Source organism: Cellulomonas terrae (assembly GCF_007990265.1).
In the GTDB taxonomy this organism is placed as follows: domain Bacteria; phylum Actinomycetota; class Actinomycetes; order Actinomycetales; family Cellulomonadaceae; genus Cellulomonas; species Cellulomonas terrae.
The window spans coordinates 38,955-60,885 of sequence record NZ_BJWH01000025.1; the positions used below are offsets into that span (position 1 = coordinate 38,955).

A 21,931-nucleotide genomic window follows, 5' to 3' on the forward strand; every position below is an offset into this window, starting at 1 on the left:
GAGGCTGGCGAGCATGCGCGCGACCGCGACCCGTGACCACATCGTCGAGGCCGCGCTCTCCCTCGTCGCCGACCGGGGGTTCACGGCCACGTCCGTCGACGACATCGCCTCGGCCGCCGGTGTGGCCAAGGGCAGCGTCTTCTACAACTTCGGCTCCAAGTCGGGACTGTTCGAGGCGATCATCACCGAGGGCGTCGCGCGGCTCACCGTTGCGCTGCGCACCGCCACCGACGGCCTGCACGGCCGAGAGGCGCTCGAGGCGCTGGTCACCGAGCTGCTCACCCAGATCCGGGCGCACCCCGACTTCGCGAAGCTCATGGTCGCCGAGACGTTCCGGACGGGCCGCAGCTGGCAGGACTCCATCCGGCTGGTCCGCGACGAGTCGATGGGAGCGTTCGCCGCTGTCGTCGCCGAGACCTGGCCGGACCGCGACCCGTCCCTGACGGCCGCCGCCCTGTTCGGCGCCACGCTCCTGGCCGGGCTCGAGTGGCTGGTCTTCCAGCCGTCGCGCACGCTGGACGACGTGAGAGCAGCCGTGCTCGCCACCGTGCACTGAGCCGACCGGAGCCGCCGAGATGCCCATGGACGCACCGAACGGAGTGCACTCCGAGGTGGGACGCCTGCGCCGCGTGCTGGTCTGCGAGCCCGGGCTCGCGCACCGGCGGCTGACCCCGACCAACGCCGCCGATCTCCTGTTCGACGACGTCCTCTGGGTCGACAACGCGATCAGCGACCACCGTGCGTTCGTGGCCGAGCTACGGACGCGCGACGTCGAGGTGCTCGAGCTCCACGACGTGCTCGCCGAGACGATGGCGGTGCCCGGCGCCCGCGACTGGCTGCTGGACCGCAAGATCGTGCCGGAGGACGTCGGACTGGAGCTGATCGACGACACCCGGGAGTTCCTCGAACGGCTCGACCCGCGGCAGCTCGCCGAGTTCCTCATCGGCGGCCTGGCGACCGTCGACATCACCGGTGGCTTCGACGACGACCACTTCGCGCTCGCCGAGTACTCCCCCGACGCCCGCGAGTACGTCATGCCCCCGCTGCCCAACACGCTCTACACCCGAGACACCACCTGCTGGCTGTACGGAGGCATCACCCTCAACCCGCTCTACTTCTCGGCCCGTCAGGACGAGACGCTCCTGATGAAGGCCGTCTACCGGTTCCACCCGGCGTTCGTCGGCTCGACGGTCTGGTGGGGTGATCCCGAGCAGCACTGGGGTCGCTCGACCGTGGAGGGCGGCGACGTCATGCCCATCGGGAACGGGACGGTGCTGGTCGGGATGAGCGAGAGGACGTCCCGGCAGGGCATCACCCAGCTGGCGGCGGCGCTGTTCGCGCAGGGTGCCGCCGACCGCGTCGTCGTCGCCGGGATGCCCCGGCTGCGCGCGGCCATGCACCTCGACACGGTCTTCACGTTCGCTGACAGGGACGTGGTGACGCTCTACCCGAAGATCGTCGACGCGATCCACTCGTTCACCCTGCGCCCCGCCGACCACGGCCGCGTGCACCTCACCGACGAAGGCACGACCCCGTTCGTCGACGTGGTCGCCACAGCCCTGGGGCTCCCCGGGCTGCGCGTGATCGAGACCGGCGGTGACGCGTACGCGTCCGAACGCCAGCAGTGGGACTCCGGCAACAACGCGGTCGCCGTCGAGCCGGGCGTCGTGTTCACGTACGACCGCAACACCACGACCAACGCCCTGCTCAGGGCCGCGGGCGTCGAGGTCCTGGAGATCCGCGGCGCGGAGCTGGGCCGCGGACGCGGGGGCGGGCACTGCATGACGTGCCCGATCAGCCGCGACCCGATCGACCTGTGAGGAATGCAGAAAGCCCTCCGTGCTCAATGAGCTCGGAGGGCTTTCTTGGGTGCTGTGGAGAGTGAATTCACTCCGCCGTGCGCTGCGTGGGAACGCCGGTGAGGAGCGAACGCACCTCGGACTCGTGGAAACGGCGGTGGCCGCCGAGGGTGCGGACGGCGGAGAGCTTGCCGGCCTGGGCCCAGCGGGTGACCGTCTTCGGGTCGACGCGGAACAGAACGGCGACCTCGCCCGGCGTGAGCAGTGCACCCTGCGAGAGGGGGGCGTCCGTGGTGGTAACAGCCATGATGGTTCTCCTGTCGTTCGGTAGCTCGGCTGGCCCTGTAGGCCCCGTGGCTTTGCGTCCCCGCCTTGCAGCGGGTTTGCCGTTGTCGCTGACAAAGAGAACTATGCCCGTATCTGGACGCCTGTGCAACAACCTGGGCCGCACGATTCGCGCGCAAACGGGTGATTTAGATGCGGCCATATCGGGCACGGACGAACGAGTACACACCGTAGGCGACGAACCCCAGAGCGACGATGACCAGCAGCAGGACGCCGGCGGGCTGGTCCCGCAGGGTGTGCAGGGCACCGTCCAGACCCGTCGACCTCGACGGGTCCGCGGTCACCGCGGCCGTGACGAAGAGCACACCGACGATGCCGAGCGCCACGCCCTTGGCCACGTAGCCGAGCATCCCGAGCCGGCGGACCGCAGGTCCTGCCGTCCCCGACGGGAGGCGCTGGAGGTCCTCCAGGAACTTCTTCTTCCACCCCTTGTAGACGTGGTAGACGCCGACGCCGATGATCGCGAGACCGACCGCGCCGACCAGCAGCCGGCCGAACGGTGCCGCCATCAGCCTCGCCGTCATGTCCGCGGTCTGCGTCGACGCGTCGGAACCGCCCCCGCGCGCGAAGCTCAGGGCCGCGAACGCGAGCGCGATGTAGACGGCCGCACGCCCGACGGCCTTCGCGCGCTCCCCCGTGTCGTTCGAGCCGAAGCCCCCGTGGATCGCCTTCGCCACCTGCCACGCACCGAGCGCGAGGAACGCGACCACCGAGAACCACAGCACCAGGGCACCGAACGGGGTGCTGGAGATCGTGCTCAGCGCACCGGACTGGTCCGCCTGCTCACCGCCGCTCCCGAAGGCCACCCGCAGGGCCAGGACACCGATCAGGATGTGGAGGACCCCGCTGACCGCGTACCCGGCCCGCGCCGCCAGCTCCCAGGACCTCTGTGCATTCGCCGTACCGCTCGTCGTCACCGCGTCGTCTCCTCGTCTCGACCCCCCGGCGCCGATCGTGGCAGCAGCGGGCCCTTCCGGCGACCGGAGAGACGACGAGGTGGTGGGGCAGGTGGGGCTTGAACCCACGACCGACGGATTATGAGTCCGCTGCTCTGACCGGCTGAGCTACTGCCCCGAAGCACCGCACACCTTACCGAGCGTGAGTCGGCCACGGCCCCCACGCGGGTACCGTGAGGTGGTGGCCCTGTTCTCCCGTCATCGACTGCCCGCGACCGACCGGACCCGGCTCGACCTGCGCCCGGGCGACACGGTCCTGGTGAGCACCGAGCTGTCCGACGGACGGTGGGCGGTCGCGTCCCGACGTGCCCTGCACCTCGTCCCCCCGGAGGGTCCGGTCGTCCGGCACCCGTGGTCCGACGTCGACCACGGTTCCCTCGACCCGGCGACGCGCACGATGTCGCTGCGCTGGGTGTGGGGAGAGTCGGAGCGGCTGACCTTCGCCGAGGTGCCCGGGTCGTTCGCGTTCTCGCAGACGTTCCGTGAGCGCGTGCAGCAGTCCGTGGTGCATGCGGTGTCCGTCACACTCCCCCGTGGTCAGCGCGCCCGGGTCGTCCTGCGGCGCGACGAGGTCGGGACGATGTTCACGCAGGTCCTCGGGGATGCGTCGATCGACCTGTCCGATCCTGCCGTCGCAGCCGTCGTGGACGCCGCCGAGGACGAGGTCCGCGACGCCGTCGGACTGCCTCGCTGACGTGTCCGGGGCACCCGTTCACGGCTGCTAGAGTTTCTTCCCGCACGATCCCTCGTAGCTCAATTGGCAGAGCATCCGACTGTTAATCGGACGGTTACTGGTTCGAGTCCAGTCGAGGGAGCCAGCAGACAGGCCTCTGACCAGCGGAGACGCAGGCGGGGGCCTTTCTCGTTCCCGCGGCCACTCAGTCGGGTGTCCGGCGCCCAGGCGAGCGATGCAGGGCGGTCGGCAGGACCTTCGGCTCTGCCCCGGGCGAACCAGGACCGTCCAGACTGCCCCTGTGGTGGATCGGCTGACGGTCTTCGACCGGGCGGAGCTCGCAACGGACGTCGGCCCCAACCCGCGGCACATCACGGTGCTGCTGGTGCTCGGCGGACCGGCGCCCGACGTCGTCGACGTGCGCCGTCGCCTCGAGCGCGCTGTCGAGTCCCAGCCTCGCCTCACGGCCCGGGTGCACCGGCCGCGCGGACCGTTCGGGGCGCCGACGTGGAAGGTCGGGACGGTCGAACTCAGCCTGCAGGTCGTCCACCGCACGCTGCCGGGCGCCGACCCGGTCACGGTCGCCGTCGAGGACCTCGTGCGACCGCTCCCGGAAGACCGCCCGGCGTGGCGGCTCACCGTGCTCGACATCGGCGACGACGCGCGGTCGGCGCTCGTGTGGACCAGCCACCACGTGCTGGGCAACGGCCCGAGCCTGCTCGGCCTGCTCCTCGATGCCCTCTCCGACGCTCCGATCGGCACCGCACGGCCGTCCGTCCGCCGCGGCTCGGTGCGGGCCGGCGACGCTCTCGCGCACAACGGCCGCGCCGGTCGTAGCCCGCTGCTGCGACCGGTCACGGGTGGCGTCACCGCCGTCTCCGTCACGGTGGATCGAGCCGCTGTACGTGCGGGGGCGCGGACCTGCGGGGCGACCGTCAACGACGCGCTGCTGTGGGCATGGGCACGGGCCTTCGGGCGTGCAGACCTCGCCCGCGCCGGACCCGGAGAGAGGATCGTCATCTCCGTCCCGGTGACCGTGCAGGGGTCCGGGTTCGGCAATCACGTCGGCGCGCTGCGCATCGCGGTCCCGAAGGGGGACGGTGACCCCGCAGAGGCGCTGGCAGCACTCGCCGCGCGGACGCGCCGTGCCAAGAGCCGCATCCGCCCGTGGACGTGGCCGCTCGCACCCTTCGGCGTCTGCGTCGCGGCACGGCTCGGCCTGCTGCCGGTCGTCCTGCACCGCCAACGGCTCATCAGCACGGTGGTGACCCACGCACCCGGACCGGAAGCGCCCGTGCGGATGCTCGGCGCGCCCCTCGTGGGGACGGTCCCGTTGGTCCCTCCCGTCGGCAACGTGACGACCTGCGCCGTGGCGGTGTCGCTCGGCGGTCGACTCGATGTCGCTGTCGTGTGCTCGCCCGAGTCGGCCGACCTCGCGGACGCGCTGGCCCGGGACCTCCGCGCCGGGCTCGACGGGATCGCGGCCCTGGCCGCGGCACCGCCGGGCGTCGACCGGGCCCCGAAGGCGAGCCGACTGCCGGGTTGACCGACGATGCGGGAGGTCCGCGCGGGCGATGGGACTGCCCACGGAGCGCGGTGTGCTTCACGGAGTCGCCGGTCCAGGGTCAGCCCTGAGCGGCCGCCACTGACAGGGCAGGGCCCGTGCCACGGGGTGTGCCATGGAGCCGCTCAGGCGTCGTCCCCCGAGAGCGATCGCTCGCCACCGCACCGCCGACGGTCAGCTCCTGGTAGGTGAGGACAGCGTCGGTGAGCATCGAGACCAGCGCGTCGTCCGCGTCGGACGACGCGGAGACGGTCGTGACCGAGGCGTCCACGATCCCGCGCGTCAGGCCCCGGACGTGCCGCGGCGGGCCCATCGCCCGCGTGAAGTCCTCGGCCCACGCGGCGGCCGTCGGGACGGTCGCGAGCGCCTCGGCGGTCGCAGCACGCATCTCGGCCGGCTCGCGCCCGTCCGGCGGCGCGAGCAACCGGTCGAGCGTCATCAGGGCGACAGCGAGCTCGCGCCCGTCGAGCGCCCCCGCCCGCCGCAGGGCGTGCCGCACGGTGACCACGGCGATCTCCAGCGACCACGACGGAACGCCGCTCCGAGCACCGGCGAGCAACGGGGCCAGGTCCAGGAGCGCATGCCGGGACGCGTCGCTCACGCGGTCGTTGACCGAGCGGGCGAGGTGGGCGAGCAGAGGATGGGTGCACGCGGGATGGTCGCTCCAACGCTCACCGGCGAGCACGCTCACCCACTCCATGAGACAGCCGCCGTCGCGGGGGTCCCGATGACGCCCGACGGCGAGCATCGGGAGAACGTCCGGGAACGTCGAGTCGTCGTGCACGTCGAACACCTCCGACCGGAAGGATCCGCTCAGTCTCCGTCGCCCCGGCGCTCGCGGCAAGAGGCGCCCGTGACGTCGTGAGCCACGTGCTGGACGACACGCCCGGCCAGCCGATCCAGTCCGCGGCCGGCTCCGTCACCCGTTCGTCGCGCCGTTCCCTCGGTTGCCCTCGGCCCCCTTCGTGCGGTCCGCTCCGACGCCACCGTTCGTGCTCCCCGTCCCCTTGCTGTTCACCCCGTCGGCACCGTCGGGCGACGGCGCCGCAGCGGTCGGCAGGGCCGGGAGGGCTGCAGGCGGGTCGGGGGCCGGCTTCGGTGCGCCGGAGCCGGCCGGCGCCGGGGCCACGGGCTCACCGACCGGGTCCGGCGCCGTGTCCACGGGTTCGCCGGGCGGGTCCGGTGCCGCGGCCACGGGCTCGTCGGCCGGGTCCGGCGTCGACGTCGGCACGACGACAGGGACCGCCGAGGTGCCCGGGTCCGCCTCGGGTCGAGGCACGGTGCCCTGGGACTGGTCGGCCGGCGCCGACGGGGGCACCGCTGGCGAGCCGGCTCCGCCTGCCAGGGCGCCCGCGGACGTGAGCGACAGGACGAGGCCGATCGCTCCCGCGCCCTGCAGAGCACCTGCGCTGCTCAGCCGCTGCACGGTGGCGGGCAGGTCGGCCAAGGGGAACGGCAGACCGGGCAGCGCGGAGAGCACGCCCAGAGGTCCGGCGACGCGGCGGAGGTTGCCGAGCCCGATCTCGAGGAAGGCGCGGACCACCTGCGGGTCGAACTGCTCACCGGCACACCGCGCCAGCTCGGCGCGCGCGGCGGCTGCGGGCAGGGGCTTCTTGTACGAGCGCGCCGAGGTGATCACGTCGTAGGCGTCGGCGACCGCGACGATGCGGGCGCCGAGACTGATCTCGGTCCCGGCGAGCCCCGCGGGGTAGCCGGCGCCGTCCCACCGCTCATGGTGCTGACCGATCACGTCGAGCCACGGTCCGAGCCACTCGCGCAGAGGCGCGGCGATCTCCATCCCTGCCTGCGGGTGGCCCGCCAGGACGCTCCACTCACCCGCCGTGGGCTCACCCGGCTTGCTCAGGACGCCCGCGGGGACGCGCAGCTTGCCGACGTCGTGCAGGAGCGCCGCCCAGCTGAGCTTGGCGGCGTCCTGCGCGGAGAGGCCCAGCTCGGTGCCGATCAGTGCCGAGTAGGCCTGGACACGCTCGGAGTGGCCGCGGGTGAGCGGGTCGTGATCGCTGATGGACGCGACGAGGCGCAGGATCTCCGCCGCATGCTCGCCGTCCGGAGGCACCCCCCGCCCGCGGCTGACACGGTCCGCACGCGCGTGCAGCACGTGCGGCGAGTAGTGGTTCATGGCGACGGTGAGCCGCGACGGAGCGCGGTCGGGGAAGTACAGCGTCAGTCGCAGCAGCGTCGTCAGCGGGAGCAGCGTGCGCACGGCCCGGGTGGCCACGACCAGCACCACCGTCACGCAGACGAGCTCGGCCAGCAGCCAGACCCACGGGTTGACGCCGAGACGTCGCGGCGGGAACCAGTGCACCGCGGCGAGGCCCAGCCCCACGGACAGCACGACGGGGACGACGGCGATCAGCACGCGGACGACCCCGGCAAGGATCGGGTGGCCCTTCCACACGCTGAGGCTGACATCGTCGTAGTTCTGCGTCGGACCGGAGGCCACGTCTCTGCATCGACGTCGCGCACCTCCACCTTGATAGGGCGACCGTGTGACGCGCCGTCATCCGCACGGGCGACCCCCGGCGGTCGACTCCCGTGCGCGCGCGCGAGCCGGCGCTCCTGCCTACGCTCGACGGGAGTCCAGCAGCGGGCGCAGTCGCGATCGACGGCGGAGTGCGGATCGGAGACCACCATGCCGGGACGGGACCCTGGACCCAGCGTCAAGGACAAGCACCTCTACGAGGAGCTGCGCGACGAGGGCAACAGCAAGGAGAAGTCGGCGCGGATCGCCAACGCCGCGGCGGCGTCGAGCCGCGAGAAGGTCGCGGCCAAGGGCGGCGAGTCCGGCTCGTACGACGACTGGACGGTCGCCAGGCTGCGCAAGCGCGCTGCGGAGATCGGCATCGAGGGCAGGTCGTCGATGACGAAGTCCGAGCTGGTCCGCGCCCTGCGGAACCACTGAGGGTCAGCGACCCAGCAGGGGCCGCGGGTTCACGGGCGAGCCGTTCACGTAGACCTCGAAGTGCAGGTGGCACGCACCGGACAGGCCGGTGTTGCCGGAGTACCCGATGAGCTGCCCCCGGGTCACGGACTGCCCTGCCCGGACGACCGACCGGGTGAGGTGGTTGGAGCTGCTCATGACCGAGTCCCCGCCGACCGTGCCGTAGTCGAGCATGACCTGGTTGCCGAACCCGTTGCGCCACTGCGACCAGAGCACCGTCGCGTCCCGCGGCGCGTACAGGGGGTTGTTGCACCCGGTGCGCAGGTCGATCCCGGCGTGCAGGCGCACGTAGCCCAGGATCGGGTGCAACCGCATGCCGTACTCCGAGGTCACGTACATCGGGGTGGTCGCGGTGGGGTTGGAGAACAGGGCCCCGGACCCCGACCCCGACCCCGACCCCGACGGAGGCTGCACGGGCGGCGGGGGTGGAGGGGGCGGTGGGGGCTCCCGTCCGGCTGCTTCCGCGGCGGCACGCGCAGCGGCCTCGGCGGCCGCGCGTGCAGCCGCCTCGGCGGCCCGTGCCGCTGCCTCGGCCGCCTCCCGTGCTGCTCGTTGCTCGGCGATGATCGCGACGAGCTCACGTTCGATGACGGCCCGCTCGGCGTCGACCTCCGCCTGCTCGGCCTCGGCCTGCCCCTTGAGCGAGGCGATCGCGTCCTGCTTGGCACTCTGGTCGGCGATGAGCCGGGTGATCTCGTCCTCGCGCGCCTGAGCGACCCGACGAGCTTCGTCGGCGGCGACGACGTTCGCCTCGGCCTGCTCCTTGAGCTCGGCGACGCGGTCCGTCACGGCGCCCAGGCGGGTCTCGCTGTTGCGGTTGTTCGCCTCGACCTGGCGCAGCTCGTCCAGGACGCGTGCCTGGCTGCGCAGCGCCGCGTCGACGAGCCGGGCGTTGTCGAGGAAGTCGGTCGCGTCCTCGGCGTCGAGCATCACGTCCATGGCGGAGACGCCGGGTGCGCCCCGGTACGCCTCCCGGGCCATGGCGCCCACCGCGGCACGCAGCGCCTTCTCGTCGGCACGGTCCTCGGCGATGGTCGCGACGAGGCTCCCTCGCAGGTCGGTCGCGTCCTGGAGCCGGCCGGCGACGATGGCCGCCTCGCGCTGGGACGCCTCGAGCGCCGCGCGAGCGTCCTCGAGCTCGGCCTGCGCCGCCGGCAACCGCGCCTGGGTGGCCTGCAGGTCCAGCGCGGCCCGGCTCAGCTCGACGCTGAGACCCTCGATCGACGCCTCCAGCTCCTCGGCACGACGGTCGGCCGCGCCGCTGCGCCGTTCGGCCTCGGCACGGCGGTCGTCGATGCCGTCCGCGAAGCCGGCCTCGGCGGTACCCGTCAGGGCGATCACCCCGGCGAGGAGGACGGCACCTGCCCGGTGTCGCAGTCGACGCCCGGGCACGCCGGAGGAGGCCCGGGACCGGGACCGTCTACCGCGAGGGGGTGTCGACATGGGGTGCGGCCGGGTTCGGGGACAGGAGGCAGGCGCGGCCTGGGGCAGGTTACGTGCGGGTCGCCCCGACGGACGGTCCTGACACGCGACCGCGGCCCGGGTTCACCCCCCTCGGCGGGGGCTTCCTCACGCGCCGGCGGTCTCGGCGACCGCCGAGATCGAGGCGGCCTCGGTCTCGACGTACCGGCGCGTGAGCGACCGCGTCATCAGCCAGCCGACCCCCGACATCGGTCCGGACACGGTCAGGGCGAGGGTCAGGCTGCTCCCCGCTGCGTGCGGCTCGACGACGTGGCTGGCGGTGACCGTGACGCCGGGCGAGCTCGACTCCCAGGTGAACGACACCCCGTCGACGAGCCCGGTGACCGTCCACACCGCCTCGGGCAGCCGGGGCTGCTGCACCCGGGTCCGGGAGCCGACGGCCAGCGGTCCGGCGTCCAGCCGCTCCACGGCGTCGACCGTCGGGATCCGCTCGGGCCACCGCTCGACGTCGACGAGCACCGCCCACACCCGCGCGGGAGGGGCAGCGATGGTGACCGAGTGCTGCAGGCCGGGCATGCGCCGAGTCTAGGGACGAGGTCAGGCTCGCCCGCCGCGGCGCGCACTAGCCTCGGGGAGAGAGGACGGCCGGGCAGAGGAGGGCCGGTGCCCCACACCGACGACCACGAGCCGGGATCCTGGCCGAGCCGGACGACCGGCGTGTCGTCGCGCGCGGCCGAGGTCGACGCAGCCACGCCCGCGCACCGGGACCGTTACGTCGACCTGCTCCGGGCCGTCGCGATCGTCGTGGTGGTCCTCGGCCACTGGACGGTCTCGGCGGTCACCGTCGAGCGCGGGAGCCTGGGGTGGACCAACGTCCTCACGACCCTCCCCTGGACCCACCCGTGGACGTGGCTGTTCCAGGTCATGCCCGTGGTGTTCCTCGTCGGGGGGTACGCCAACGCCGCGTCCTGGTCCTCGCACCGCAGCAGGGGCGTGAGCGCTGCCGCCTGGGTCCGGAGCCGGGCACTACGTCTGCTCCGGCCGGCCGCGGCCTTCCTCACCGTGCTCGTCGGCGGCTACGGGGCTGCGATCCTGCTCGGAGCCGACGTCCGGGTCGCCCGCACGGCGGTCTGGGCGGCCGCGATCTCGCTGTGGTTCCTGGTGGTCTACCTCGCGGTGGTGAGCCTGGCACCCCTGCTCCTCGCCGCGGACCGCAGGTGGGGCCTCGGCAGCGTCCTCGTCCTCGTCGGCGTCGTCGCAGCGGGGGACGCCGCCCGGATCCTGTCCGGCCACGCGGCGGCGGCGGGGGCGAGCTACCTCGCGGCGTGGGCAGCGATCCACCAGCTCGGGGTGGCCTGGTACCGGGGCGCTCTGACCCGAGCCCGCTGGCCGGCCTACGCCCTGACCGGCGGCGGGCTGGCAGCGCTCGTCGTGCTGACCGGGTGGGGTCCCTACGCCGTCACCATGGTGGGCGGCGCCCGGCCACCGGAGCTGGAGAACACGGCGCCACCGACCCTCGCCCTGCTGGCGCTCGCGTGCGCGCAGACCGGCGTGGTGCTCCTCCTGCGGCCCGCGGCGGACAGGGCGCTGCGGCGTCCTCGGCTGTGGCTCGGCGTCGTGGCCGTCAATGCCGTCGTGCTGACGGTGTACCTGTGGCACATGGTCCCCGTCGTGATCGCCGGCACCACGCTGGTGGCGACAGGGGTGCTCGAGCAGCGCGAGGTCGGCTCCGCCGCGTGGTTCGCCTGGCGGGTGCCGTGGATCGCGATCCTCGCGGTCATGCTCGTCGGGATCGTCGCGGTGACCGCGCGCTGGGAGCGCCGCGTGCCACCCGTCAGCCGCACCGAGCCGACCCCGGTGGTGGTCGGCACGGGGGTCGTCGCGTGCCTGGCCGGCCTCGCGGGGCTCGGCGTCGGCGGGCCCGGAGGGCTGCTGCCGACGATCGCCGGGGTGCCGGTGGGCGAGCTGCTGCTCGTCGCCCTCGGGCTCGCGCTCCTGACCGGCCGACGGCGGTCGGGCGCGACGCCGGAGCCCGGCCCGTGATCGACACCGTCCTGTGGCTGCTGAGCTCCGTCCCCACCGACCAGCAGTGCGAGCGCGTGACCGACGGACCGTGGGCCGAACCCGTGGCCGCGTGGACCAGCCTGGCGTTCGTCGTCGGCGCCCTGGTCATCGTCCTGCAGGCCCGGAAGACGGGGTCCGTCGGACGCGTCCTCCCGTTCGCCGCGCTGGTGGCGGGTGTCGGGATCGGTTCCCTCCTCGAGCACGGACCCGACCCGGGGTGGTCCGACGTCGCCCACGACCTTCCGCTGCTGGCCACCCTGACCTTCCTCGGCGCCGACGCGGTGGCGGACCTCGGCGGTCGGAGCCGGGCGTGGTGGTGGTGGGCGGCGCCCGCGATCGCGCTGGTCCCGCTCGTCGTGCTCGCCCCGCGCCCGGGGGACTTCGCGCAGGGCGTCGTCGCCGCCGTCGCGGTGCTCCTGACCGTCGTGCGGGCCCGCGCGTTCCCCGAGCTGCGGCGGCGCACCGCCTGGGCCCTCGGGCTGCTCGCGGTGGGTGCCGCGGCCGGGACGATGTCGCGGGAGGGCTGGCCCTGGTGCGACCCGACGTCGCTCTGGCAGGGGCACGGCGTCTGGCACGTGCTGGCGGCCGTCGCGCTCGTCGTCCTGGCGCCCACGGTGGGTCACGCAGCACGCGCCGCCATGTCGCCGACCGAGCGGGACGCCCCGGTCAGCGGCTGAGGGCAGCACGGGCGGCGAAGCGGCGTTGCCACGGCGTCTCGACCGCTCTCGGACGGTAATGCTCCCGCACCCAGCCGACCGCCTCGTCGCCCGGGACGCCCGCGAACCGGGCGAGGAGGGCGATCGCCGTCCCCGTCCGTCCGGTGCCCCCGTCGCAGGCGACCTCCACCCTCGTCGACGCCGCGCGTTCGTACGCCGCCTCCAGGGCGGCGATCGCGTCCGCCGACGACCGCGGGAGCCGGAAGTCGGGCCAGCAGACCCAGTGCGACTCCCACCCCATCTCGGGGGGTGGTGTCGCCGTCAGGTAGACGCCGTACTCCGGCAGCTCGTCGCCGTGCGGAGGACCGGCGCTCAACCCCCGGCCACGCACGCGGCGACCGTCGGGCAGGGTGACGACACCTTCGACGTGCGTGCTCCAGACGCTCACCCGGACATCCTCTCGCCGGCCCGCCCTCCTCTCCCCCGCACGGCTGATCTGCCGTGGTCGGTGCAGCGGTTGGATACGGACATGCGCACGCCTCGCCACCTGCTCGCCGGCGCCCTGCTGACCGCGGCCGTCCTCGTGCTCACCGCCTGCAGCGGCGACCGGCCCGAGATCATCGCGACGCCCGTCGACGGCGCGTTCGCTCCGGTCGCGCTCCGCGTGACGGGCCTGTCGCCGGGAGCGGCGGTCACCCTCAGCGCGACCACGCTCGTCGACGACGTGCGGTTCGTCTCCGAGGCCGACCTCGTCGCGGACGCCGACGGCACGATCGACCTGTCCACGACGGCGCCGACCAGCGGGTCATGGTCGACGGCGGACTCGATGGGACCGTTCTGGTCGATGACCGGGAGCACCCGGCGCCCCTCGCTGTCGATCTTCGACGAGCCCTACGTCGTCGACCTCACCGTGACCGGCACGTCGGGCACGGACCTCGCTCAGCTCACGGTCGACCGGCCCGGGACGGCACCGGGCGTCGAGACGCGCCCGGTGAGGGACGGCGGGTTCGTCGGCGCGTACGCGCTGCCCGCGGACAGCGAGGGTCCGCCGCTCCCGGCGGCTCTGGTGCTCGGCGGGTCGGAAGGTGGCCTGGAGTCGGCGACGACGACCGCGCGCTGAATCGCGGGCCTCGGGTACCCGGCGCTCGCGGTGGCGTACTTCGACGAGCCCGGCCAGCCCGCGGAGCTCGAGAACGTGCCGGTCGAGCCCGTGCTCGCCGCCCTCGCGTGGCTGCGCGGGCAGGCCGAGGTCGACACCGACGCACTCTTCACCTTCGGTGTCTCGCGCGGCGGCGAGCTCGCGCTGTGGCTCGCGGCGCAGCACCCGGAGCTCGTCGCCGGGACCTTCGCGCCGGTCGGGTCGGGGCACCTCGTGTGCGGGTACCCGGACGACTCCGTCCCGGCGTGGACCCTCGGCGGGCAGCCGCTGAGCCCCGCGTGCGTGCGAGCGAGCGACGTCGAGCCGCCCGACGCGTCGGCCGTCGACGTGGCGGCGATCGCCGGTCCGGTGGTGCTCGCCTGCGGCAGCGACGACGAGCTCTGGCCGTCGTGCTCCTTCATGGACGACATCGTGAAGCGTCGCGGTGCGGCACAGACGATCGCGGTGCCCGGCGACGGTGCCAGCCACTACGTCGCGGTGGCACCCGGGGTGCCGGGGTTCGACCAGGACCACCCCATGGAGGTCCGGTCGGCGACCCACCGGGTGCGCACGGCCTTCTGGGACGCCACGGCGGACGTGCTCGCGTCCGCCGCCGACGACCACTAGCGCGCCCGCAGAAGATTGGTCGCCGATCTCGCTCATATTCACCCGTTCGCGCGCCGATAGAGCGGGTGAGGCCGACGTCGGGCACCTTCGTCGGACGGCACGGCCTCCCCAGCTGAACCGATGTCACACCGCAGGAGGCACCCCGTGACCCACCAGCAGACCGTCCCCGCGCCCACCGTCGGCCTGAGCGCCCTGACCCAGCGCGAGCGTGTCGTCATGGGCGAGCTCGGCGAGGACATCACCCTCGAGGACATCGCCGCACGGCTGTGGGTCACCCGCAACACCGTGAAGACCCAGCTGCGCAGCGCCTACCGCAAGATCGGCGTGTCCACGCGCGCCGAGGCCGTCGCGTGGGCGCGGGCGCACGGCCTCTGACGGTCGAGGTCTAGGCGGGCTCCGCACGCCGCTCGAGCGGGTCGAGGATGTCCCGCTCGTCTCCCGGCCGGGCCGGCGGGTGCGGTACGGGCTGCGCACCTGCCCGCTCCTGCAGCAGCACCTCGGCCGCGTGGTCCGCGAGCGCGAAGCCGGCCGAGCCGTACAGGTGGAACACGGCGTCCGCGCCGTGGCGCTCGAGCTCGGCGACGTCGTCGTCGTAGCGCGCGACGGCGGCGACCTTGCCGGTGAACCCGGCAGCCTGGAGCCGGGCCAGCGCGATGAGGTTCGCGTTGTGGAACGGCATCGCGAGGACGGCCATCTTGACCCGGCCGGCGCGCTGCACGCGGTTCCAGAACTCCAGGTCGGTGGCGTCGGCGCGCACGACGTCGTACCCCTCCTCCTCGAGCGACAGGACGCGGTTCTGGTCGTGCTCGACGCCGACGACCGACAGCCCGTACTCGTCGCGCAGACGGGCGTACGTGGCGGAGCCGACCCGGCCGAGCCCGAGGACGAGCGCGTCCGCGTCGCCGATGTCGACCAGGCGGTCGTCGGGGTGCAGCCGGTCGCTGTCGCGGGCGGGGAGCAGCCGGGACATCCGCGAGGCGAGCTCGACCCCGCGCCGGTTGACGACCGCCGACAGCCCGAAGCTGAACGCGACGGCGAGCGAGACCACGACGACCCACTGGTCGTCGAGCAGACCGGTGCTCGCGCCGACGGCGACGACGATGATCCCGAACTCGGAGTAGTTCGACAGCACCAGCGCGGCGAGGAACGACGTGCGCCGCCGCAGGCGCATCAGCCACAGCACGACCGCGTACGCCGCGACCTGCAGCGGCAGGAGCAGGAGCAGGAGCAGGGCGAGGCCGACCTCGAGCGCGTGCGGCGTGCCGTGCAGGCCGATCTGCACGAAGAACGCCACGAGCATCAGGTCCTTGAACGTCATGAGGGACCGCGACAGCTCGCCCGCCTGCGGGTGCGACGCGAGGAGCACGCCCACGACGAGGGCTCCGACGTCGCCCGCGATGCCGACGAGCTCGAACAGCCCGTACCCGAGCACCACCGCGACGCACACCCCGAACAGGGCCTGCAGCTCGCCGTGGCCGACGCGGTCCCAGATCCGGTACAGGATCCGCCGGCCGGGGACCAGCAGGACGAGCAGCAGGGCCCACGGGCTCGGCGGCTCGCCGCTGGACATCGACAGGAAGATGACGGCCGCGACGTCCTGCATGACGAGCACACCGACGGCGATGCGCCCGTAGAGCGAGGTGGTGTCGGACCGGTCGTCGAGGACCTTGACGACGAACACGGTCGACGAGAACGACAGCGCGAACCCGACGAGCGCGAGCGCCCCGAACGACTCGGCGGCGAGGAACCCGAACCCGATCACGGCGAGCAGGCCGAGGAACCCGACCCCGATCGCGACGCTGATCCCCAGGTGCACGAGGGTGGTGAGCCAGATCTCGCGACGCAGCAGCGTGCGCACGTCGAGCTTCAGCCCGATCGCGAACAGCAGCAGGACGACGCCGAAGTTGGCGATCGGCTCGAGGTAGGGCAGCTCCGGGGCGCCCACGGCACCGAGGGCGAAACCCGCGGCGAGGAAGCCGACGAGGGGCGGCAGGCGCAGGAGCACCGCGATGAACCCGCCGAGCAGAGCGGCGCCGAGATACAGGGCCGCTGCTGCCATGAGGGTCCTCTCGTCGGCGCGGTGGTCTGGGCCTATCTTGCCTGAGCGGCGCGGACGACGTTCCGGGCGACCTGCGCGAGCGTGGTCCCGTTGGTCGCGGAGCGCGCGAGGAGCTCGTCGTAGGCGGCCGCCATGTCCAGCCCCAGCTGGAACGCGAGCACCCCCTTGGCCTGCTCGACGACGGCCCTGCCCTCCAGCGCCGCGGAGACGCGCTCGGCGAGGTCGTCGTCCGCGAGCGCGACCGGCTGGACGATGGCCAGGGTGGCGAAGTCGGCGAAGCTCTGGGCGAGGACCCCCGAGGCGGCGGAGAGCTCCTCCTCGGCGACGGCGAAGAGGTTGAGGCCGCCGATCGCGTGCCCGCGCCAGTGCATCGGGTAGGCGTGGACGGAACCGAAGCCGGCGTCGACGATCTCCTGTCCGACGTCGGGCCAGCGGTCGACGATGCGGACGCGCCCGACCGCGCTGGTCGGCCCTCCCGTGCGGGTCGCGTCGGCGCACGGGCCGGTCGTGCGCTGCGCCTGGTAGAGCTCGAGCTCGTCGACGCGGTGCGAGGTGGCGCTCAGCAGCTCGAACCCGCCGTCGGCGGTCCGGACCAGGAAGGCAGCGGCGTCGGCCGGGAGGAGCTGCGCGCAGTCGGACACCAGGCGGGCCAGCAGACTGGTGATCTCGTGATCCTCGACCAGTGCGCTCGCCACGTCCGCGAGGGCCTGCGCCGACGTCCGTGCGGTCATCGTCCACCGTTTCCCGTGCTGTCGTCGGGGGGAGCCCCGTCGTGCGTGACGCCTTGCTTCGTGTGCGTGAAGTTCAGGGACCGGTCGACGACGGCTCGGGCGATCTCGTCGAGGGTCGCGTTCTCGGCGAACGCGTGGGCCCGCAGGAGGGCGAGGGCGTCCTCGGGGGCGATGGCGAGCTGCGCCACGACCATGCCGGTCGCCTGGTGCACGCGGGCGCGGTCGGACCACGCGGCGAAGGGCACCGTGCCGGTGGTGGCCGTGTCGTCGAGCAGGGCGGCCCCCACGGCGTCCGCGAGGAACTGGGCGTCGTCGAGGCTCTCGCTGAGCCCACCCCCGGCGCGGTAGAGCGTGATCACCCCGATCGTGGAGCCGCCGGGGTGCATCGGGATGGCCCAGACGGTGAGCGGGCCGGCGATGTTCCCGGCGAGCTCGGTGAACATCGGGAACGGTCCGCCCTGCGCCCCGTCGACGTGAGCGACGACCGCCCGGCCCTCGCGGAACGCCACCTGGCCGGGGCCTTCGCCGAGGACGTCCTGCAGGTCCTCGATCCGCGCCGACGTGCCGTTCGACGTGCTGACGGTGAGGCGCTCCGGGCGCGTCGACGCGAGGGTGATTGCTCCCCCGTCGGCGCCGAGGATCTCGACGCACGCGACGCACAGGCGCACGGCGAGCGGCTGGTCACGCTTGCCCGCGGCGACCGAGCCGGCCAGCCGTGCGAGGACCGTGCTGCGGTTGGTCACGGTCCCTCCCCGATCCGGTCCATCCACTCATCTTCCTCCAGCCGGAGGGGGTTGTCGGGCGGGATCGGGCATAGCCTAGGAGGCGACCGTCGACGGCGACGCGGCGAGTCCTGGAGGTTCAGGGACGAGCCTCGTGGTCAGCTCTCCTCGCGGCGCCACCTCTGGGGGTTGCGATGACGGCGACGCGCACGCACGTGGGCCGCTTCCGGTTCGGGGCGGACACCGACCGCTGGTGGTGGTCGGACCAGATGTTCCTCATCCACGGCATGCAGCCGGGTGAGGTCGTCCCCACCCGTGAGCTGCTCCTGGCCCACGTCCAACGGGATGCACGCCCGACGGTCGCCGAGACGCTCGACCGCTGCGTCGACGAGCCGGACCCTCGCGGGTGCGACTACTGCCTCGTGGACCTGTCCGGCACCGAGCATCGCGTCGTCCTGGCGGTCGCGGGCGACGGCGACCGGGACGTGACCGGCTTCCTCGTCGACGTCACCGCGGCCCACGCCGCGCTGCTGGCCGAGCGGGTGAACGCCGAGCTGACGCTCGCGCTGGAGTCGCACGCGGCGATCGACCAGGCCAAGGGCATCCTCATGCTGACCTACGGCGTCGACGAGGCTGCCGCGTTCGGCATCCTCAAGCAGAGCTCGCAGCGGCACAACACCCGCCTGCGCGAGCTTGCCGGCAGGGTGGTGGCTGTCGCTGCCGGTGGGCTGGAGTCGACGACGAGAGAGCTGCTCGACGAGACGCTGTGCGGGAGATCGGTGCCGACGCCCCCGCCGACGGCCCGCCGGCACCTCGACCTGCGGACCGAGCGCGGCGACCGGGAGTCGGTGCTGCGGGTGTCCGGGGTGGTCGACCTGTCGAACCGGGACGAGCTGGCCGACGCGATCACGTTCGCGATGCTCGGGGCGGCGGACGTCGGGCGGGTCACCGTGGACGTGCGCGGGCTGGGCCGGGTCGGACCGGCCGTGGTCGACGTGCTCACCGCAGCACTGCGCCGCAGCGCCGCCCACGGGATCACCCTGACGATCGTCGGCGGCTGCCTCGGCGCGGCCGAGACCCCGGATCCCGCGCACCGGTCGTCGCTCGCCACGCGCAGCTGAGCAGGACCAGGAGTACCGGGTAGCTCCGCACCCGCCCTCAGCGGGTGCGCAGCACGAGCAGGAACTGCCCCCCGCCCGGCTCGACGTCGGCCGCGACGCGCAGGCCGGGGGCGAACCGGGAGAGGCGGTCCACGAGCCAGACCGCCGCCGCCTCGCCGTCCGAGCGCGTCGGGCAACGACCGACCACCTCGCGGCCACCCTTGCGGCCGAGCCGTTCGGCGGTCGCGACGATCGGCGCCGGGTCGACCACGAACAGGTCCGGCGACCAGGCGACGACGGGCTTGACCGCTCCCTTCCTCGTGTTGCAGGCGCGGTGCGCGAGCCGCTCGGACCCCGGGGCCGGCTTCTTGCCCTTGGGGGTGGCACCACCGTCGATGCTCGGACCGCGGTCGGCGTTGACGGAGGCGTCCGGGTCGACGGGCTCGTCGCACAGCCAGCAGCGCCAGCCGTCGCGTTCGCCGACGTCGTGGAGGGTGGTCATGGCCGGAGACTACGGCGCTACCGTCGGTGCATGGGTTTCGAGGTCACCCCGGAGGTGTACTTCCGGTTCATGGGCCGGTTCTCCGAGCCGCTCGCCGCGACGTTCGCCGCGGCGCTGGAGATCCCCGCCGGTGCGCGGGCGCTCGACGTCGGCTGCGGGCCGGGAGCGCTCACCGCGCAGCTCGTGGCGCGGCTGGGCGTCGACGCGGTCAGCGCCGTCGAACCGTCCGAGTCGTTCGGCGCAGCGGTGCGCGCCCGGTTCCCCGGCCTGCGGGTCCTGGCCGGCATCGCCGAGTCGCTCCCCCTGCCCGACGACTCGGTCGACCTGACGGTCGCGCAGCTCGTCGTCCACTTCCTGTCCGACCCGGTGGCCGGGCTGACGGAGATGGCCCGGGTGACCCGGCCCGGCGGCATGGTCGCCGCGAACGTGTGGGACCACGCCGGCAACGGGGGGCCGCTCGACGCGTTCTGGCGTGCCGCGCACGACCTCGACCCGGACGCCCCGGGTGAGGCCGCCCTGCCCGGGACGCGCGAAGGGCACCTCGCCGAGCTGTTCCGCACGGCCGGGCTGCGGGACGTCGTGTCCTGGAGCGAGACCGTCGGCGCGCGGTACGAGACCGTCGACGAGTGGTGGGCGACGTTCACCCTGGGCGTCGGGCCGGCAGGCGCCTACGTCGCCGCGCTCGGGGACACCGAGCGGGAGGCCCTGCGGGCGCGCTGCGCCGAGCTGCTCCCGGCAGCCCCCTTCGAGATCCCCGCGGTGGCGTGGTGCGCGCGGGGGTCGGTCGCATGACCACCCTCGACCGACGGCGCACCCGCGTCCTGCGCGGGCTGCTCGGTCCTTGACACGGAGAGGGTCGCCGACCGGCCGGTCGGCGACCCTCTCCACGGTTCAGCCGCGGGCCTCGATCACCAGGTTGAACTGGGTCGTGGCCGCCACGCGGGCCGTGCCGAAGCCCGCCTCCCGGAACAGCTCGAGCAGACGCGCAGCACCCGCCTGCGCACCCAGGGCCGCACCGCCCTCCTGCGACAGGCTGCCCGGCACGCACATGGTCGCGCTCGCCGCGTACCAGCTCAGGCCGAGCGGGTGGAGGTTGTCCTCCAGCCGGTCGGCCGCCGCCGGCTCGACGACGAGCAGGACGCCGTCGCCCGACAGTGCCGTGCGGGCGTGCCGCAGCGCACCGAGCGGGTCACCCATGTCGTGCAGGGCGTCGAACATGCAGATCACGTCGTACGCGCCCTCGTAGGTGTCCGCCGCGGCGTCCGCGAACGCCACCCGGTCGGTCGCTCCCGCCCGCTGCGCCGCGGCCGTCGCCCGACGGATCGACTCCGGGTGGTTGTCGACACCGAGGAACGTCGACCCCGGGAACGCCTCCGCCATGAGCAGGGTCGCCGAGCCGAGGCCGCACCCGACGTCCAGCACCCGCGCACCCGACGTCAGGCGGTCGGTCAGACCGTCGACCGCCGGGATCCAGGCGTCCACGAGGGAGCTCGCGTAGAGCGGCCGGAAGAACCGCTCGACGCCGCTGAACAGACGGTCGTCGTGCTCGTGCCAGCCGACGCCCTCGCCGGTCGTGTAGGCGTGGGCGAGCCGGTCGATGCCCGCCCACACGCCCGCGGTGATCTCGAACGCACCGACGAGCGCCGCCGGGCTGTCGTCGTCGGCGAGGACCGCGGCGTGCTCGGCGGGCAGCGTGAACCGCTGCGTGGCCGCGTCGTACGTCACGTAGCCCGCCGCGGCCTGCGCGGAGACCCACTCCCGCACGTAGCGCTCCGCGAGCCCGGAGCGCTCGGCCAGCTCGGTGCTGGTCACCGGCCCGACGGACGCCAGGGTCCGCCAGAGGCCGAGCCGGTCCCCGAGGTAGGTCAGCACGCCGTTGCTCGCGATGGCGTGGTTCTGCGCGATCTGCCCGGCGAAGGCCAGGACGCGGTCGAGGTCGAGCTCCGCGCCGGCGAGCACCTGGTCGGTCTCGGTCTGCTGGTCGATGGTCATGGGGTGTCCTCTCGTCGTGCGACGGCTCCGTGCCGCCTCGGGACCGACGATGGACGGCGCCGCTGGCACGGCGCTGGCACGGGCCTGGCCCGGTCCGGCACAGTGGCCACCGGGACGGGAGTCGGGAGGAGGCCTGGTGGCGCTGCGTGTCGAGCTCCTCGGTCCGCTGCGGCTGCTCGTCGACGGCGTCCCGGTCGACGTCCCCGGGAGTAGGCGACGGGCCGTCCTGGCGATCCTGGCGATGGCACAGGGCCGGGAGGTCAGCCGCACCGCGCTCGTCGACGAGCTGTGGCCGGACGGCCCGCCGCAGGACGCGGCGCAGGCGGTGCAGAGCCACGTGTCCCGGCTGCGGCGGCACCTCGGTCCGTACGCGGACCGGCTGCGCCACCGCGACGGCGGGTACGTCCTCGAGCTCGGCGACGGTGGGCTCGACGTGACCGACGCCCGACGGCTCGCCGACCTCGACGCGGCCGGCGCCCTGGGCCTCTGGCGGGGCGACGCGCTCGCGGAGTTCGTCGACTGTCCCGGCCTGGCGGTGGAGAAGGTCGCGCTCGACGAGCTCCGGCTGCGCCTGCGTGACGACGCGACCGAGGCTGCCGTCACGGCGGGCACGAGCCGG

General features: G+C 73.7%; 25 protein-coding genes, 2 tRNA genes and 1 riboswitch. Of the genes, 14 read left to right on the plus strand and 13 right to left on the minus strand.

Annotated features, from left to right (window positions below):
- Positions 1-13: 13 nt before the first annotated feature.
- Both CTE05_RS17735 and CTE05_RS17740 read left to right on the plus strand, forming a co-directional pair.
- Entirely contained in the window at positions 14-556 is a 543-nt protein-coding gene (locus CTE05_RS17735) for a TetR/AcrR family transcriptional regulator (RefSeq protein WP_146847629.1), read from the plus strand.
- A 19-nt stretch (positions 557-575) separates the two neighbouring features.
- Complete coding sequence (locus CTE05_RS17740) at positions 576-1,820, plus strand: arginine deiminase (protein ID WP_222595510.1); 1,245 nt, start codon at positions 576-578, stop codon at positions 1,818-1,820.
- 67 nt (positions 1,821-1,887) lie between these two features.
- On the opposite strand, the gene CTE05_RS17745 is transcribed toward CTE05_RS17740, so the two are convergent.
- The 3 genes from CTE05_RS17745 to CTE05_RS17755 all read right to left on the minus strand — a co-directional run bounded on the left by CTE05_RS17745 (position 1,888) and on the right by CTE05_RS17755 (position 3,218).
- On the minus strand, positions 1,888-2,106 hold the full coding sequence (locus tag CTE05_RS17745; RefSeq protein WP_055913562.1) for a BldC family transcriptional regulator: 219 nt from the start codon (positions 2,104-2,106) through the stop codon (positions 1,888-1,890).
- A gap of 16 nt (positions 2,107-2,122) precedes the next feature.
- Positions 2,123-2,197, minus strand: a riboswitch (cyclic di-GMP riboswitch).
- Between the two features lie 75 nt (positions 2,198-2,272).
- The gene (locus CTE05_RS17750) at positions 2,273-3,061 is read right to left on the minus strand and encodes a DUF1206 domain-containing protein (RefSeq protein WP_186814925.1); all 789 of its coding nucleotides are present in this window, start codon (positions 3,059-3,061) and stop codon (positions 2,273-2,275) included.
- Positions 3,062-3,141: 80 nt separating this feature from the next.
- Positions 3,142-3,218 (minus strand) — tRNA-Ile (locus CTE05_RS17755).
- A gap of 63 nt (positions 3,219-3,281) precedes the next feature.
- Here CTE05_RS17755 and CTE05_RS17760 point away from each other — a divergent pair.
- From CTE05_RS17760 to CTE05_RS17770, 3 genes are all read left to right on the plus strand, one after another.
- Positions 3,282-3,794 carry a hypothetical protein gene (locus CTE05_RS17760; protein ID WP_146847632.1) on the plus strand — a complete coding sequence of 171 codons (513 nt, stop codon included), beginning with the start codon at positions 3,282-3,284 and terminating at the stop codon, positions 3,792-3,794.
- Positions 3,795-3,842: 48 nt separating this feature from the next.
- A tRNA-Asn gene (locus tag CTE05_RS17765) sits at positions 3,843-3,918 on the plus strand.
- Positions 3,919-4,074: 156 nt separating this feature from the next.
- The gene (locus tag CTE05_RS17770) at positions 4,075-5,319 is read left to right on the plus strand and encodes a WS/DGAT domain-containing protein (RefSeq protein ID WP_186814926.1); all 1,245 of its coding nucleotides are present in this window, start codon (positions 4,075-4,077) and stop codon (positions 5,317-5,319) included.
- Between the two features lie 79 nt (positions 5,320-5,398).
- Here the strand turns inward: CTE05_RS17770 and CTE05_RS17775 are convergent, their stop codons facing one another.
- Both CTE05_RS17775 and CTE05_RS17780 read right to left on the minus strand, forming a co-directional pair.
- Positions 5,399-6,121 (minus strand): hypothetical protein, encoded by a 723-nt coding sequence (locus tag CTE05_RS17775; RefSeq protein WP_146847634.1) that lies wholly within the window; start codon positions 6,119-6,121, stop codon positions 5,399-5,401.
- 135 nt (positions 6,122-6,256) lie between these two features.
- Positions 6,257-7,801, minus strand: a complete 1,545-nt coding sequence (locus tag CTE05_RS17780) for an HD-GYP domain-containing protein (protein ID WP_146847635.1) — start codon at positions 7,799-7,801, stop codon at positions 6,257-6,259.
- A gap of 189 nt (positions 7,802-7,990) precedes the next feature.
- On the opposite strand from CTE05_RS17780, the gene CTE05_RS17785 reads away from it, so the two are divergent.
- Positions 7,991-8,260 carry a DUF7218 family protein gene (locus tag CTE05_RS17785; RefSeq protein ID WP_146847636.1) on the plus strand — a complete coding sequence of 90 codons (270 nt, stop codon included), beginning with the start codon at positions 7,991-7,993 and terminating at the stop codon, positions 8,258-8,260.
- Positions 8,261-8,263: 3 nt separating this feature from the next.
- On the opposite strand, the gene CTE05_RS17790 is transcribed toward CTE05_RS17785, so the two are convergent.
- Both CTE05_RS17790 and CTE05_RS17795 read right to left on the minus strand, forming a co-directional pair.
- Complete coding sequence (locus CTE05_RS17790; protein ID WP_146847637.1) at positions 8,264-9,640, minus strand: M23 family metallopeptidase; 1,377 nt, start codon at positions 9,638-9,640, stop codon at positions 8,264-8,266.
- Positions 9,641-9,868: 228 nt separating this feature from the next.
- On the minus strand, positions 9,869-10,297 hold the full coding sequence (locus tag CTE05_RS17795; protein WP_146847638.1) for an SRPBCC family protein: 429 nt from the start codon (positions 10,295-10,297) through the stop codon (positions 9,869-9,871).
- A gap of 87 nt (positions 10,298-10,384) precedes the next feature.
- On the opposite strand from CTE05_RS17795, the gene CTE05_RS17800 reads away from it, so the two are divergent.
- Together CTE05_RS17800 and CTE05_RS17805 are read left to right on the plus strand one after the other, a co-directional pair.
- On the plus strand, positions 10,385-11,764 hold the full coding sequence (locus CTE05_RS17800) for an acyltransferase family protein (RefSeq protein ID WP_146847639.1): 1,380 nt from the start codon (positions 10,385-10,387) through the stop codon (positions 11,762-11,764).
- Complete coding sequence (locus CTE05_RS17805) at positions 11,761-12,462, plus strand: hypothetical protein (protein WP_146847640.1); 702 nt, start codon at positions 11,761-11,763, stop codon at positions 12,460-12,462. Before CTE05_RS17800 ends, CTE05_RS17805 begins: the two co-directional genes overlap by 4 nt.
- On the opposite strand, the gene CTE05_RS17810 is transcribed toward CTE05_RS17805, so the two are convergent.
- Complete coding sequence (locus CTE05_RS17810) at positions 12,452-12,889, minus strand: protein-tyrosine phosphatase family protein (RefSeq protein WP_146847641.1); 438 nt, start codon at positions 12,887-12,889, stop codon at positions 12,452-12,454. The two genes, CTE05_RS17805 and CTE05_RS17810, sit on opposite strands and share 11 nt — an antisense overlap.
- A gap of 81 nt (positions 12,890-12,970) precedes the next feature.
- Here CTE05_RS17810 and CTE05_RS17815 point away from each other — a divergent pair, with 81 nt between their 5' ends.
- The 3 genes from CTE05_RS17815 (at position 12,971) to CTE05_RS17825 (ending at position 14,581) form a co-directional block, all read left to right on the plus strand.
- A complete protein-coding gene (locus CTE05_RS17815; RefSeq protein ID WP_146847642.1) occupies positions 12,971-13,561 on the plus strand; it encodes an acyl-CoA thioesterase/BAAT N-terminal domain-containing protein in 591 nt (196 codons plus the stop codon).
- A gap of 30 nt (positions 13,562-13,591) precedes the next feature.
- Complete coding sequence (locus CTE05_RS17820; protein ID WP_186814927.1) at positions 13,592-14,206, plus strand: alpha/beta hydrolase family protein; 615 nt, start codon at positions 13,592-13,594, stop codon at positions 14,204-14,206.
- A gap of 144 nt (positions 14,207-14,350) precedes the next feature.
- Positions 14,351-14,581, plus strand: a complete 231-nt coding sequence (locus CTE05_RS17825; RefSeq protein ID WP_246123735.1) for a helix-turn-helix domain-containing protein — start codon at positions 14,351-14,353, stop codon at positions 14,579-14,581.
- Positions 14,582-14,591: 10 nt separating this feature from the next.
- Here CTE05_RS17825 and CTE05_RS17830 read toward each other — a convergent pair whose 3' ends face one another.
- From CTE05_RS17830 to CTE05_RS17840, 3 genes are read right to left on the minus strand one after another with little or no spacing between them, the layout of a single operon-like run.
- The gene (locus tag CTE05_RS17830) at positions 14,592-16,265 is read right to left on the minus strand and encodes a cation:proton antiporter domain-containing protein (RefSeq protein ID WP_146847645.1); all 1,674 of its coding nucleotides are present in this window, start codon (positions 16,263-16,265) and stop codon (positions 14,592-14,594) included.
- A gap of 32 nt (positions 16,266-16,297) precedes the next feature.
- Entirely contained in the window at positions 16,298-16,996 is a 699-nt protein-coding gene (locus CTE05_RS17835; protein WP_146847646.1) for an ANTAR domain-containing protein, read from the minus strand.
- Complete coding sequence (locus tag CTE05_RS17840; RefSeq protein ID WP_146847647.1) at positions 16,993-17,739, minus strand: GAF and ANTAR domain-containing protein; 747 nt, start codon at positions 17,737-17,739, stop codon at positions 16,993-16,995. Before CTE05_RS17840 ends, CTE05_RS17835 begins: the two co-directional genes overlap by 4 nt.
- A gap of 173 nt (positions 17,740-17,912) precedes the next feature.
- Here CTE05_RS17840 and CTE05_RS17845 point away from each other — a divergent pair, with 173 nt between their 5' ends.
- Positions 17,913-18,839, plus strand: a complete 927-nt coding sequence (locus CTE05_RS17845) for an ANTAR domain-containing protein (protein ID WP_146847648.1) — start codon at positions 17,913-17,915, stop codon at positions 18,837-18,839.
- A 37-nt stretch (positions 18,840-18,876) separates the two neighbouring features.
- On the opposite strand, the gene CTE05_RS17850 is transcribed toward CTE05_RS17845, so the two are convergent.
- Entirely contained in the window at positions 18,877-19,320 is a 444-nt protein-coding gene (locus CTE05_RS17850) for a hypothetical protein (protein ID WP_146847649.1), read from the minus strand.
- Between the two features lie 30 nt (positions 19,321-19,350).
- Between CTE05_RS17850 and CTE05_RS17855 the strand changes: the two genes are divergently transcribed.
- Complete coding sequence (locus tag CTE05_RS17855) at positions 19,351-20,112, plus strand: class I SAM-dependent methyltransferase (protein WP_146847650.1); 762 nt, start codon at positions 19,351-19,353, stop codon at positions 20,110-20,112.
- Positions 20,113-20,211: 99 nt separating this feature from the next.
- On the opposite strand, the gene CTE05_RS17860 is transcribed toward CTE05_RS17855, so the two are convergent.
- The gene (locus CTE05_RS17860) at positions 20,212-21,312 is read right to left on the minus strand and encodes a class I SAM-dependent methyltransferase (RefSeq protein WP_146847651.1); all 1,101 of its coding nucleotides are present in this window, start codon (positions 21,310-21,312) and stop codon (positions 20,212-20,214) included.
- 136 nt (positions 21,313-21,448) lie between these two features.
- Here CTE05_RS17860 and CTE05_RS17865 point away from each other — a divergent pair.
- Positions 21,449-21,931 (plus strand): AfsR/SARP family transcriptional regulator (locus CTE05_RS17865; protein WP_222595511.1); only part of this gene is annotated, 483 nt, incomplete at its 3' end.

What these genes read in the sequence shown, in the direction of transcription:
- CTE05_RS17735 (WP_146847629.1), top strand. Translation starts at nt 14, where the DNA reads ATGCGCGCGACCGCGACCCGTGACCACATCGTCGAGGCCGCGCTCTCC.
- CTE05_RS17850 (WP_146847649.1), bottom strand. Translation starts at nt 19,320, where the DNA reads ATGACCACCCTCCACGACGTCGGCGAACGCGACGGCTGGCGCTGCTGG.
- CTE05_RS17745 (WP_055913562.1), bottom strand. Translation starts at nt 2,106, where the DNA reads ATGGCTGTTACCACCACGGACGCCCCCCTCTCGCAGGGTGCACTGCTC.
- CTE05_RS17835 (WP_146847646.1), bottom strand. Translation starts at nt 16,996, where the DNA reads ATGACCGCACGGACGTCGGCGCAGGCCCTCGCGGACGTGGCGAGCGCA.
- CTE05_RS17830 (WP_146847645.1), bottom strand. Translation starts at nt 16,265, where the DNA reads ATGGCAGCAGCGGCCCTGTATCTCGGCGCCGCTCTGCTCGGCGGGTTC.
- CTE05_RS17860 (WP_146847651.1), bottom strand. Translation starts at nt 21,312, where the DNA reads ATGACCATCGACCAGCAGACCGAGACCGACCAGGTGCTCGCCGGCGCG.
- CTE05_RS17855 (WP_146847650.1), top strand. Translation starts at nt 19,351, where the DNA reads ATGGGTTTCGAGGTCACCCCGGAGGTGTACTTCCGGTTCATGGGCCGG.
- CTE05_RS17845 (WP_146847648.1), top strand. Translation starts at nt 17,913, where the DNA reads ATGACGGCGACGCGCACGCACGTGGGCCGCTTCCGGTTCGGGGCGGAC.
- CTE05_RS17740 (WP_222595510.1), top strand. Translation starts at nt 576, where the DNA reads ATGCCCATGGACGCACCGAACGGAGTGCACTCCGAGGTGGGACGCCTG.
- CTE05_RS17815 (WP_146847642.1), top strand. Translation starts at nt 12,971, where the DNA reads ATGCGCACGCCTCGCCACCTGCTCGCCGGCGCCCTGCTGACCGCGGCC.
- CTE05_RS17795 (WP_146847638.1), bottom strand. Translation starts at nt 10,297, where the DNA reads ATGCCCGGCCTGCAGCACTCGGTCACCATCGCTGCCCCTCCCGCGCGG.
- CTE05_RS17785 (WP_146847636.1), top strand. Translation starts at nt 7,991, where the DNA reads ATGCCGGGACGGGACCCTGGACCCAGCGTCAAGGACAAGCACCTCTAC.